Origin of the sequence: Thauera sedimentorum (assembly GCF_014489115.1) — a bacterium.
Taxonomy (GTDB): Bacteria; Pseudomonadota; Gammaproteobacteria; order Burkholderiales; family Rhodocyclaceae; genus Pseudothauera; species Pseudothauera sedimentorum.
This window is the reverse complement of the sequence record NZ_JACTAH010000001.1, coordinates 1736051-1748212: the sequence shown is the minus strand read 5'-3', so window position 1 is coordinate 1748212 and position 12162 is coordinate 1736051. Positions and strand designations below refer to the sequence as shown.

The window sequence follows — 12162 nt, the reverse complement described above, 5'->3', positions numbered from 1 at the left end:
ACGCCGTCCGGCATCCCCTGTAGGAGCGGCCTTGGCCGCGATGCGGTGTGTGGCAGGACGGCGGACGCATCGCGGCCAAGGCCGCTCCTACGGTCGACTCGGCCAGGTCTGTTGCGCGAATAGCGGCTCAGCCGCGCGCCTTCTCCGCCGCCCGGAAGGCTTCGCGCAGTTCCTCGCGCAGCTGCATGTCGTCCCAGGGCTTGGTGAAGAACTTGTAGATCGCGCCGCGGTTGACCGCCTGGGTGATGGTCTCCACCTCCGAGTAGCCGGACAGCACGATGCGGACGGTGTGCGGATACAGCTCCTTGACCCGCGACAGGAACTCGGTGCCGTTCATCTCCGGCATGCGCTGATCGGAGACGATGACCTGCACGGTGTTCTGCGCCAGCAGCTCGAAGGCTTCGGCCGCGCTGGTGGTGGCCAGGATGCGATAGCCGTCCTGGCGCAGCAGGCGCTGCAGGGCGCGCAGGATGTTGAGTTCGTCGTCGAGCAGCAGTAGGGTGCGGGGCGCGTCCTGCGCCGACGGCGCCGCGGGCAGGGTGCGGGCCTCGCGCAGCAGGGTGGCCAGTTCGTCGGCCGGCAGCGGACGGCTGAACAGGTAGCCCTGCATCGAGTTGCAGCCGCGCTGGCGCAGGAAGCCGAGCTGGCTTTCGGTTTCCACCCCTTCCGCGAGCACCGACATGTGCAGGCTGTCGGCCAGCGCGATGGTGGCGTTGGCGATCGCCGCGTTGGTCGGGTTGGAGGTGATGTCCTGCACGAAGGACTGGTCGATCTTGATCTTGTCGAAGGGGAAGCGCGACAGGTAGGCGAGCGATGAGTAGCCGGTGCCGAAATCGTCCAGCGACAGCTTCACGCCCAGTTCGTGCAGTTGCTGACTGGTGCGGATGGCGGTTTCCGCGTCGTCGACGAAGGCGCTTTCGGTGAGCTCGATCTCCAGGCAGCGCGGCGGCAGCCCGCTGCTGTCCAGCGCGTTGCGCACCGTGGCGAGCAGGTTGGGGTCGCGGAACTGGCGCACCGACACGTTCACCGCCACGCACAGCTGGGTCAGGCCTTCGTCCTGCCAGCGCTTGTTCTGCCGGCAGGCTTCCTCCAGCGCCCAGCGCCCCATCGGGAAGATCAGCCCGCTCTGTTCGGCCACCGGAATGAACTCGGCCGGCGGCACGTCGCCCAGCGCCGGGCTGCGCCAGCGCATCAGCGCCTCGATGCCGTTGATCCGCCCGCTGCGGATGTCCACCTGCGGCTGGTAGTGCAGCGACAGTTCGCCGCGTTCCAGCGCGAGGCGCAGATGGTTTTCCAGCTGCAGGCGCTGGCGGACGCGGTCGCCCAGGCTCTGGGTGTAGAAGCAGTACTGGTCGCGCCCCAGGGTCTTGGCTTCGTTGAGCGCGGTGTCGGCGTGCTGGACCAGGGCGTGCGCTTCGCTGGCGTCGTCCGGGTAGATGCTGATGCCGATGCTGCCGGCGGTGAACACGGTCTGCTCGCCGTCCAGCAGGATGGGCTCGCGCAGGGCTTCGAGCAGTTCGCGGGCCAGGCGGGCCGCGTCGTCGGCAATCTCCAGGCGTTCGACGATGATCAGGAACTCGTCGCCGCCCAGACGGGCGAGCGTTTCCTCATGGCGTAGGTGGCTGCGCAGGCGCTCGCCCACGCAGGCCAGCACGTGGTCGCCGGCCACCGGCCCGAGGCTGTCGTTGATGTGCTTGAAGAGGTCGAGATCCAGGTAGAGCACCGCGATGCTCTCGTGCTGGCGGCCGGCCTGCTCGATGGCATGTTGCAGGCGCGACATGGCGAGCAGGCGGTTGGGCAGGTGGGTGAGCGGATCGTAGTGGGTGAGGCGTTCCTTCTCCTCCTCGCTGCGCCGCAGGCGGCTCATGTCGGTCATCACGCCGACATAGTGGGTGGGCGTGCCGGCGGCATCGCGCACCGTGCTGATGCTGAGCAGTTGCGGATAGGTCTCGCCGCTCTTGCGCCGGTTCCAGATCTCCCCCTGCCACGAGCCGGTCTGCAGCAGCGTCTGCCACATCTCCTGGTAGCGCTCCGGCGCTTCCATGCCGGACTTGAGCAGCGAGGGGTTCCGGCCCAGCACCTCGTCCTCGGTGTAGCCGGTGATCTCGGTCCATGCGCTGTTGATCGACACGATGGCCGGGCCGAGATCGGTGATGACGATGCCGTCGCGCGTGTCGGCCAGCGCGGTGAAGGCCTGGCGGCGGACCTGTTCCTGCTCGGAGCGCTCCGCGGCCAGTACCGCGAGCTGCGCGAACTCGGCGAGCCGGCGGTTGCGCACGTCCGTGCCCTGTGGCGAGAGCGGCGCGCCGTAGACGGCGAGCACGCCCAGCACCCGGCCGTTGCTGCCGGTGAGCGGCAGATGGGTGGCGCCGCGCTCGCCGGCGGCGCGGGTCAGTGCCTGCCAGCAGTCGTCCGCGTCCGTGACCCCGTCGACCGCCGCCGTGAAGGCCGCGACCGGCGATGCGTCGCGCAGGCCGGCGAGCAGTCGGGTCGACTGCGCCCGCACGCAGGCGCGGTAGGCGTCGTCCAGGCTGCCGGTGACGGTCGGCTGGATGTCCTGGCCGAGCGCATCGGCCAGCAGGATGGCGGCGCGGTGGCCCACGCAGCAGTCCTCGATCCGCCGCACGCAACAGGCGAGGATGTCGGCGAGCGGACGACCGTCGAACATCAGTTCGCGAAGTTCCATGCGCGCGGCATGCACATGGGTGGCGATGGTCTCTTCGGTGACGTCGTTCCAGCTGCCGACGATCTCGCTGGGGCGGCCCTGGGCATCGCGCAGCAGGCGCTGCTGGTCGCGTATCCACAGCAGGTGGCCGTTCTTGTGGCGGAAGCGATAGGTGACGTCGAGACTACCGCTGGTTTCCAGCTGTTGCTGCGTCGCCGAGACCCGCTCGCGGTCGTCGGCGCACAGGTGCGTCCACCACCATTCGACCGGCAGGACCTCTTCCACGCGATAGCCGAGCATGCGTTCGATGTTCTCGCTCACCCACACCGGCACCCGCTGCCCGTCTTCCAGGCGCAGGCGGTAGGTGAGGGTGGGGCTGGCGGCCAGCAGCTGTTCGTGGCGCTCGGCCAGCGCCCGCAGGGCGTCGTGCTCGCGCATCAGCTCGTTCTCGCGGTGCACCTTTTCCAGCGTGGCGGGCAGGGCGAACAGGTAACCTTCGTGCTTGGGCAGGAAGTCGTCCACGCCGAGATGCAGGGCCTGCGCGGCTACCGCTTCGCTGCCCTGGGCGGTGGTGAGCACGATGGGCAGCGCGGCCTCGTACTGCCGGCGCAGCAGGCGGAGCAACTCCAGGCCGTTCATGCCGGGCAGGCGGTAGTCGAGCAAGAGTACGTCGTGGCCTTCCGGTCCGTCGTCCCGGGGAGACAGCTCCGCCAGCACCGCCTCGGCGCTGTCGACCACGGTGAGCGCCAGGTGTGGCGCATGCCTGGCCAGATGGTGGCGTGCGAGTTCGGCGTCGGCGGGATTGGGTTCCGCGTAGAGCACGCGCAAGGGCCGGCCGCGCACCGCATGGCGGCGTGAGCGCGCCAGCACGTCGCGCAGCAGGGGGGCCATGCCGTCGAGGTAGTCGTCGCCCTTGACCAGGTAATCCTGCGCGCCGGCCTTCAGGGCGTTGACCGCGGTGGCCATGTCGCCTTGTCCGGTGACCAGGACCACCGGCACGCCCAGGCCGGCGCTGCGGATGCTGCCGAGCAGCTCCAGGCCGGTGCCGTCGGGCAGCTTCAGGTCGGTCAGCACCAGGTCGTAGGTGCCATCCGCCAGCCGCTGGCGTGCGTCGCTCAGGGTGCCGGCTATGTCGAGGGCGATCTCGGGCGCTTGTCGCGCGAGGGCATGTCGGGTCAGGTCCGCGTCGACGCGGGAGTCTTCAACGTATAGAACGCGCATGGTCGCCGTAGGGGGAGTGCTCGGCGGACCGGGAAGGGAGCGGTCGCCATCCATTGCGGCATGTTGAGCGAATTCCCCCGCAGCCACAAGCCTGCAAGAGGGCGGACCGGGGCGTAAACGCACGAAGGCCGGTCATCTGACCGGCCTTCGTGAATCTGGCTCCCCGACCTGGGCTCGAACCAGGGACCTGCGGATTAACAGTCCGTCGCTCTACCGACTGAGCTATCGGGGAATAAAACGGGTTTGCTGCTGCGTGCCGTCGTCGCGGGCGCGGGACGGCATCTTCGAATTCTTGGCTCCCCGACCTGGGCTCGAACCAGGGACCTGCGGATTAACAGTCCGTCGCTCTACCGACTGAGCTATCGGGGAACAGAGCCGCGCATTCTAGGCAAGGCGCGGGTTTGCGTCAAGGCGAGGACGGCGATTTTTCTGCATTTCGCCGTCCTCGCCTTGCATGCTGCGTTCAGCCCTTGACCACGGCGGCAATCGCCTTGGCGACGTAGCCGATGTTCTTGCTGTTGAGCGCAGCCAGGCAGATGCGACCGGTGGACACCGCGTAGATGCCGAACTCGCTCTTCAGGCGCTCGACCTGGTCGGCGGTCAGCCCGGTGTAGGAGAACATGCCGCGCTGCTTGATGACGAAGGAGAAGTCCTGCGCCACGCCTTCGGCCTTGAGCTGCTCGACCAGGCCGGTGCGCATGGCGCGGATGCGCTCGCGCATGCCGGCCAGTTCGTCTTCCCACATCTGGCGCAGTTCGGGCGAGCTGAGCACCGCGGCGACGATGGCGCCGCCGTGGATCGGCGGGTTCGAGTAGTTGGTGCGGATCACGCGCTTGACCTGGGAGAGCACGCGCGCGGATTCGTCCTTGCCGGCGGTGACGATGGACAGCGCGCCGACGCGCTCGCCGTACAGCGAGAAGCTCTTGGAGAAGGAGCTGGAGACGAAGAACTGCAGGCCGCTGGCCGAGAAGGCGCGCACCGCGACGGCGTCGGCGTCGATGCCGTCGGCAAAGCCCTGGTAGGCCATGTCGAGGAAGGGCACCAGGCCGCGCGAACGGCAGGCCTCGACCACGTCGTTCCACTGCGCGTCGGAGAGGTCGGCGCCGGTCGGGTTGTGGCAGCAGGCGTGCAGCACGACGATGGAGCCCGGTGCGAGCTGCTCCAGCTTGGCCTTCATGCCGGCGAAGTTCACCCCGCGGGTCGCGGCGTCGTAGTAGGGGTAGTTCTCCACCGGGAAGCCGGCGGACTCGAACAGCGCGCGGTGGTTTTCCCAGCTCGGGTCGGAGATGTACACGGTGGCGCCCGGCAGCAGGCGCTTGAGGTAGTCGGCGCCGACCTTCAGCGCGCCGGTGCCGCCCAGGGCCTCGACGGTGATGACCTGGCCGTTGGCGATCAGCGCGGAGTCCTTGCCCAGCAGCAGGTTCTGCACCGCGTTGTTGTAGGCGGCCGGGCCTTCGATCGGCTGGTAGCCGCGCGGCGGCATGGCTTCCAGGCGGGCCTTCTCGGCGGCCTTGACCGCACCCAGCAGCGGGATCTTGCCGTTGTCGTCGTAGTACACGCCGACGCCGAGGTTCACCTTCTCGGCACGGGTGTCGGCGGCGAAGGCCTCGTTCAGGCCAAGGATCGGGTCACGGGGCGCCATTTCGACGGCGGCGAAGATCGAGGCGGACATGTGGGCTCCAGGTCAGGGTGGGGTGTGCCGGCCGGCGAACCGCGCCGTGTTGCGGCGGTCGGAGTGCCGTGCCTTGGCACGCAAAATGATCAATAATCTTCGTTTGCCGCCGCGCCGGAAGGCTGCTGCAGGCACCCGAAAGCAAACGGAAATTCTAGCATGACGAATCCTGCCGACACTGCCCGCGTGATCACCTACGAGGGCAGTCCGTTCCGCCTGCACCAGCCCTTTCCGCCGGCGGGCGACCAGCCCACGGCGATCGCGCAGCTGGTCGAAGGCGTGCAGGACGGCCTGATGTTCCAGACCCTGCTCGGGGTGACCGGCTCCGGCAAGACCTACACCATGGCCAACGTCATCGCCCAGTGCGGCCGTCCGGCCCTGGTGCTGGCGCCCAACAAGACGCTGGCAGCGCAGTTGTACTCCGAGTTCAAGGAGTTCCTGCCCGAAAACGCGGTGGAGTACTTCGTCTCCTACTACGACTACTACCAGCCGGAAGCCTACGTACCGTCGCGCGATCTCTTCATCGAGAAGGATTCCAGCATCAACGAGCACATCGAGCAGATGCGCTTGAGCGCCACCAAGAGCCTGATGGAGCGCCGCGACGTGGTGATCGTGGCCACCGTGTCGTGCATCTACGGCATCGGCGACCCGGTCGATTACCACAGCATGGTGCTGCACCTGCGCGAGGGCGAGCGCATCGGCCATCGCGAGCTGATCGCCCGCCTGGTGGCGATGCAGTACACCCGTGCCGACATCGATTTCCGCCGCGGTACCTTCCGGGTGCGTGGCGACGTGATCGACGTGTTCCCGTCGGAGAACGCCGAGCTGGCGGTGCGCATCGAGATGTTCGACGACGAGATCGAACACCTCACCCTGTTCGACCCGCTCACCGGCCACCTCAAGCAGAAGCTGGTGCGCTTCACGGTGTATCCGTCCAGCCACTACGTGACCCCGCGCGCCACGGTGCTCAAGGCCATCGAGGCGATCAAGGAGGAGCTCACCGAGCGGGTCAAGATCTTCCAGCACGCCGGCAAGCTGGTCGAGGCGCAGCGCATCGAGCAGCGCACCCGCTTCGACCTCGAGATGCTCAACGAGATGGGCTTCTGCAAGGGTATCGAGAACTACTCGCGCCACCTCTCGGGCCGCGCGCCGGGCGAGCCGCCGCCCACACTGATCGACTACCTGCCGGCCGACGCGCTGCTCTTCGTGGACGAATCGCACGTCAGCATTCCGCAGGTGGGCGGCATGTACAAGGGCGACCGCTCGCGCAAAGACAACCTGGTGGAATACGGCTTCCGCCTGCCCTCGGCACTCGACAACCGGCCGCTCAAGTTCGACGAGTTCGAGCGCCTGATGCCGCAGACCGTGTTCGTCTCCGCCACCCCGGCGGCCTACGAGGAGCAGCACCAGGGGCAGGTGGTGGAGCAGGTGGTGCGTCCGACCGGGCTGATCGACCCGGTGGTCGAGGTGCGCCCGGCGATCACCCAGGTGGACGACCTGCTGGGCGAGATCCGCCGCCGGGTGGGCGTCCAGGAGCGCGTGCTGGTCACCGTGCTCACCAAGCGCATGGCAGAGGACCTCACCGACTACCTCGCCGACAACGGCGTGCGGGTGCGCTACCTGCACTCGGACATCGACACCGTGGAGCGGGTGGAGATCATCCGCGACCTGCGCCTGGGCGAGTTCGACGTGCTGGTCGGCATCAACCTGCTGCGCGAGGGCCTGGACATCCCCGAGGTGTCGCTGGTGGCCATCCTCGACGCGGACAAGGAGGGCTTCCTGCGTTCGGTGCGCTCGCTGATCCAGACCATCGGCCGGGCGGCGCGCCACATCCACGGCACCGCCATCCTGTACGCCGACAACATGACCGACTCGATGAAGGCGGCGATCGGCGAGACCGAGCGGCGGCGCAACAAGCAGATTGCCTTCAACGAGGCCAACGGCATCACGCCGAAGACCGTGGTGAAGCGGATCAAGGACATCATCGACGGGGTCTACAGCAGTGGCGACGGCTCTGCGCGCGACAGCGCGCGGGTGGCCGAGCCCGGCGCCGACTACGAGGCGATGGACGAAAAGGGGCTGGCGCGCGCAATCAAGAAGCTGGAAAAGGCCATGCAGGAGCACGCCCGCAACCTGGAATTCGAAAAGGCCGCCGCGGCCCGCGACGAACTGTTCCGCCTGCGCCGGCAGGCCTTCGGCGCGGACCAGCACGGCAGCGCCTGAGCATGGAGAGAGGGGGGAGAATGACGAGAATCCTGTTCGTATGCACCGGCAACATCTGTCGTTCGCCGACCGCCGAGGGTGTGGCGCGCCATGTGATCGACACGTCCGGCCTGCATGCCCTGGTCGAGGTCGATTCGGCCGGCACGCATGGCTACCACGTCGGTGAGGCGCCCGATCCGCGTACCCGCAAGGCCGCGGCGCGGCGTGGCTATCATCTCGACAAGCTGGTCGCCCGCCGGCTGGAGATTGCCGATTTCCAGCGTTTCGACCTGCTGCTGGCCATGGACCGCGGGCACTACGAAAGCATGCTGAGGATGAGCCCGCAGGTGTACCACCCGAAAGTGGATCTGTTCATGCGCTATGCGCGCAGCTTCGACATCGACGAGGTGCCGGACCCCTACTACGGCGGTGAGAACGGTTTCGAGGCCGTGCTGGACATGTGCGAGGACGCGGTGGACGGCTTGTTCGCGTCGCTGGAACTGGGCCGCTGAGCGTCGACATGCTGCCGGCCGGGTTCAGCTGGCCGGCAGCAGGGGCGCAAGCATCGCGCGCATGCGCCGCCAGTGCGACCCTTCCCAGTAGATCCGGCCGCAACTGTCGCAAGTGCTGAATCGCCTGTAGCGGCTCGCCACCGCGGGTGGGACGCGCGCGCCTGCGAGCGCAGCGTCCAATGGACGCAAGGGCGTGTTGCAGTGCAGGCACAGGGTCAGCGGGCGGGCGCTGCGGGCGAGATCCAGGCGCTCGAAGATCTCGCGCAGCTGCAGGGCCGAGCGTTGTGCGTGCACATAGCAGCCGTGGGTGATCTCGCGGCGCTTGAGCAGTTCGCGGTCGCGGCTGAGCACGATGCGCTGCTCGGTGGCTGCGATCTCCGCGATCGCCCGGTCCTCGAAGTGGTTGTCGTACAAGGTGTCGAAACCGCTCATGCGCAGCAGCCGGGCCAGCCCGCCGAGGTGGGCGTCCGCAACGAAGCGCACGGTCCGCAAGGGATGTTCGCGCACCCGCAGTAGCGGCGTGATGTCCAGCGCCTCGAATTTCGGATAGACCGCCACGCGGTCGCCGTCGCGCAACTGGCGGTCGAAGTCGCAGGATTCGCCATTGACCAGCACCAGCTCGACCTCGGTGTGGGGAACGCCCAGTGCCTCGATCATGTGCTTGGTGGCGGCTGCCCGCGCGAGTGTGCAGCTGAAGCTCTGCCGGCGCCGCGCAGGCACGAGGAAGTCGTTCAGCTCCTCATAGAAGCGGAAGGTGGCAGTGGCCATGAAATCAGTATGGCACCGGCCGCGGCCCGCGCCGGGCAAAGAAAAGAGGCGGCGCCTCGCGGCGCCGCCTCTTCGGGTACTACTGCTCGCGGTGCAAGCGCGCGCTCAGTCCTTGCGCACGGTTTCCACCTGTTGCAGGGGCTCGTTCGACACCTGCACGGCCGGGCGCGGGCGACGGCCCAGCGGGCGAGCAGGTTCGTCGGGCTGGCTCTGGAAGGCCTCGACCTTGTCGCGGCTGGTCTCGATCATCACCAGGCCGCTCTGCGCCAGGGTTTCGCCCAGGTCGATCGGCGCGGCCGGCGAGCGGGACTGCTCGGTGTCGGCGGCGACGGCTTCGGCCATGACGGCCGGCGCGGCTGCCGGTTCGGCCGGAGCCTCTGCTTCCGCTGCGACCTGCTCGACAGGCGCCTCGGCGGCGACGGCTTCCGCTTCGACCGCAGCGACCGGCTCGGTCACTTCCGCGGCCGCGGCTTCGGTCGCCTGGGCGACGGGCTCAGCCACCACCTCGACAGCGGCTTCCGCGCTCTGCGCTTCGGCCGGCTGTTCGCTGGCAGGGATCGTGTCGGCAGTCGCCGGTTCGGCCTCCACCGGCTCGACTGCTTCGGCTTCCTCCGGTTTGCCGGCGACCGGCAGCGGCAGCGCGGCTTCTTCATGCTGCGGCGCCACGGCTTCGGCGGTGCTGGCCACTACCGGCAGTTCGGCGGTCGCTTGCGGGGTGCGCTCGGACACCGTGCTCTCGGTGACGGCCGGAGTGGAAGTGTCGTCGCTTGCCCCTTCAGCGCTCGCTGCGGCGTCGACGGCCTGATCACCGGCCACCACGCCTGCGGCCTGCTCGGCACCGCCGCGGCGGTCGCGACGGCCGCGGCTGCGGCGGCGACGCTTCTCGGGCGCGCCTTCCTCGCCGGCGGCCGCTGCGCTGGCGCCCGCGGCCTCGGCAGTGGCGGCCACGACGGCGGCCTGCTCGGCTTCGAGCGCCGGCGTTTCGCTGGCGGGCTTCTCGGCTACTGCCTCCGCTGCACGCTGCTGACCGCGTCCGCGACCCTGGCGGCTGCGGCCGCCTTCGGCGCGCTCACCGCGCTCGGCTCGTTCGGTGCGCTCGGCACGCTCAGGGCGCTCCTGGCGCTGCGGCTTTTCGCGCTCGCCCGCTTCGGCCTTCTCGGCGCGGTTGCCACGCTGGTTTGCGCCTTCCTCGCGCTGGCCATCACGGCGATTGCGGCCGCCGCGGCGGTTGTCGCCGCGACCGCGGCCTTCGCGCTTGGTCGTGCGTTCGGTGGTGGCGGCAGGCGGTTCGGCAGCGGCGGCCGGTGCAGCGCGCTCGCCACGCAGCCAGGCCATCAGCCGGCCGAACAGGCCGGGCTGGGCGGCGGCTGCCGGGGCTGCGGCCGGCGCGGCGGGCTTGGGTTCGACGGTGGGGGCGGGCTGCTCGGGCGAGATGCCCTTGACCGCAGCTTCCGCGCGGGCAGGCTTGCCTTCGCCCGGCTTGGCCGGCAGGCGCTCGTTGGTCTCTTCCGGCTTGGCGGCCATCTGGTAGCTGGCCAGGGCGATGTCTTCCTGGTTCAGCTGGTCGTGGCGCAGGCGGATGATCTCGTGCTGCGGGGTTTCCAGGTGGCGGTTCGGCACGATGATCAGCTGGATCTTGTGGCGCATCTCGATGCGCGCGATGTCCACCCGCTTCTCATTGAGCAGGAAGGTGCCGACGTCGACCGGCACCTGCAGGTGCACCGCGCCGGTGTTCTCCTTCATCGCTTCCTCTTCGAGGATGCGCAGGATGTGCAGCGCGGAGGATTCGGTGCTGCGGATGTGGCCGGTGCCGTTGCAGCGCGGGCAGGGGATGTAGCTGGTCTCGGCGAGCGCCGGGCGCAGGCGCTGGCGGGACAGCTCCAGCAGGCCGAAACGGCTGATCTTGCCGGTCTGCACGCGGGCGCGGTCGTGACGCAGCGCATCGCGCAGGCGGTTCTCCACCTCGCGCTGGTTCTTCTGCGACTCCATGTCGATGAAGTCGATGACGATCAGGCCGCCCAGGTCGCGCAGGCGCAGCTGGCGGGCGATCTCGTCGGCCGCTTCCAGGTTGGTGCGGAAGGCGGTTTCCTCGATGTCCGCGCCCTTGGTGGCGCGGCCGGAGTTCACGTCGATGGAAACCAGCGCCTCGGTGTGGTCGATGACCACGGCGCCGCCGGAAGGCAGGTTCACCTGGCGGGAATAGGCCGACTCGATCTGGTGCTCGATCTGGAAGCGAGAGAACAGCGGCACGTCGTCGTGGTAGCGCTTCACGCGATTGACGTTGTTCGGCATCACGTGCGCCATGAACTGGCGCGCCTGCTCGTACACGTCATCGGTGTCGATCAGGATCTCGCCGATGTCGGGCTGGAAGTAGTCGCGGATGGCACGGATCACCAGGCTGCCTTCCTGGTAGATCAGGAAGGCGCCGGCCTGCGACTGGGCCGCGCCGTCGATCGCGCGCCACAGCTGCAGCAGGTAGTTGAGGTCCCACTGCAGCTCTTCGGCGCTGCGGCCGATGGCGGCGGTGCGGGCGATCAGGCTCATGCCGGAGGGCACTTCGAGCTGGTCCATGACCTCGCGCAGCTCGGCGCGCTCGTCACCCTCGACGCGACGGGAAACGCCGCCACCGCGCGGGTTGTTGGGCATCAGCACCAGGTAGCGGCCGGCCAGCGAGATGTAGGTGGTCAGCGCCGCGCCCTTGTTGCCGCGCTCGTCCTTCTCGACCTGGACGATCAGTTCCTGGCCTTCGCGCAGGGCTTCCTTGATGCTGGACTTGCCGTCCGCGCCGGGCTGGTAGTAGCTGCGCGAGATTTCCTTGAACGGCAGGAAGCCGTGGCGGTCCGCGCCGTAGTCCACGAAGGCGGCTTCGAGGCTGGGCTCGAGGCGGGTGATGACTGCCTTGTAGATGTTGCTCTTGCGTTGTTCCTTGGCGGCCGATTCGATATCGAGGTCGATCAGTTTCTGACCATCCACGATCGCGACGCGCAGTTCCTCGGCCTGCGTCGCATTGAAAAGCATGCGCTTCATTTTTGATCGTTCTCCCGCGAAACACCCACGGGCAGGACGAACGGCGCGCACCATCGCGCTTTACGGGATCAGGAGCGGTTGGGTAGGGCTACTTG

6 protein-coding genes and 2 tRNA genes are annotated in these 12162 nt (G+C 68.4%); 2 read left to right on the top strand and 6 right to left on the bottom strand.

The window, feature by feature from the left end; all coding sequences use genetic code 11:
* Positions 1-127 precede the first annotated feature (127 nt).
* The 4 genes from IAI53_RS07940 to IAI53_RS07925 form a co-directional block, all read right to left on the bottom strand.
* The gene (locus IAI53_RS07940) at positions 128-3886 is read right to left on the bottom strand and encodes an EAL domain-containing protein (RefSeq protein ID WP_225433176.1); all 3759 of its coding nucleotides are present in this window, start codon (positions 3884-3886) and stop codon (positions 128-130) included.
* Between the two features lie 156 nt (positions 3887-4042).
* Positions 4043-4118: transfer RNA gene (locus IAI53_RS07935), tRNA-Asn, on the bottom strand.
* 61 nt (positions 4119-4179) lie between these two features.
* Positions 4180-4255: transfer RNA gene (locus tag IAI53_RS07930), tRNA-Asn, on the bottom strand.
* Positions 4256-4349: 94 nt separating this feature from the next.
* A complete protein-coding gene (locus tag IAI53_RS07925) occupies positions 4350-5558 on the bottom strand; it encodes an amino acid aminotransferase (RefSeq protein ID WP_187717564.1) in 1209 nt (402 codons plus the stop codon).
* A gap of 159 nt (positions 5559-5717) precedes the next feature.
* Between IAI53_RS07925 and uvrB the strand changes: the two genes are divergently transcribed.
* Both uvrB and IAI53_RS07915 read left to right on the top strand, forming a co-directional pair.
* Positions 5718-7781 carry an excinuclease ABC subunit UvrB gene (uvrB, locus tag IAI53_RS07920; protein ID WP_225433175.1) on the top strand — a complete coding sequence of 688 codons (2064 nt, stop codon included), beginning with the start codon at positions 5718-5720 and terminating at the stop codon, positions 7779-7781.
* 20 nt (positions 7782-7801) lie between these two features.
* Positions 7802-8272 (top strand): low molecular weight protein-tyrosine-phosphatase, encoded by a 471-nt coding sequence (locus IAI53_RS07915; RefSeq protein WP_187717563.1) that lies wholly within the window; start codon positions 7802-7804, stop codon positions 8270-8272.
* A gap of 24 nt (positions 8273-8296) precedes the next feature.
* On the opposite strand, the gene IAI53_RS07910 is transcribed toward IAI53_RS07915, so the two are convergent.
* Both IAI53_RS07910 and IAI53_RS07905 read right to left on the bottom strand, forming a co-directional pair.
* Positions 8297-9040 (bottom strand): Mut7-C RNAse domain-containing protein, encoded by a 744-nt coding sequence (locus IAI53_RS07910; RefSeq protein WP_187717562.1) that lies wholly within the window; start codon positions 9038-9040, stop codon positions 8297-8299.
* A gap of 105 nt (positions 9041-9145) precedes the next feature.
* Complete coding sequence (locus IAI53_RS07905) at positions 9146-12067, bottom strand: Rne/Rng family ribonuclease (protein ID WP_187717561.1); 2922 nt, start codon at positions 12065-12067, stop codon at positions 9146-9148.
* Positions 12068-12162: the final 95 nt, after the last annotated feature.

Coding starts and splice junctions, on each gene's coding strand:
- IAI53_RS07940 (WP_225433176.1), bottom strand. CDS start 3,886: ATGCGCGTTCTATACGTTGAAGACTCCCGCGTCGACGCGGACCTGACC.
- IAI53_RS07925 (WP_187717564.1), bottom strand. CDS start 5,558: ATGTCCGCCTCGATCTTCGCCGCCGTCGAAATGGCGCCCCGTGACCCG.
- uvrB (WP_225433175.1), top strand. CDS start 5,718: ATGACGAATCCTGCCGACACTGCCCGCGTGATCACCTACGAGGGCAGT.
- IAI53_RS07915 (WP_187717563.1), top strand. CDS start 7,802: ATGACGAGAATCCTGTTCGTATGCACCGGCAACATCTGTCGTTCGCCG.
- IAI53_RS07910 (WP_187717562.1), bottom strand. CDS start 9,040: ATGGCCACTGCCACCTTCCGCTTCTATGAGGAGCTGAACGACTTCCTC.
- IAI53_RS07905 (WP_187717561.1), bottom strand. CDS start 12,067: ATGAAGCGCATGCTTTTCAATGCGACGCAGGCCGAGGAACTGCGCGTC.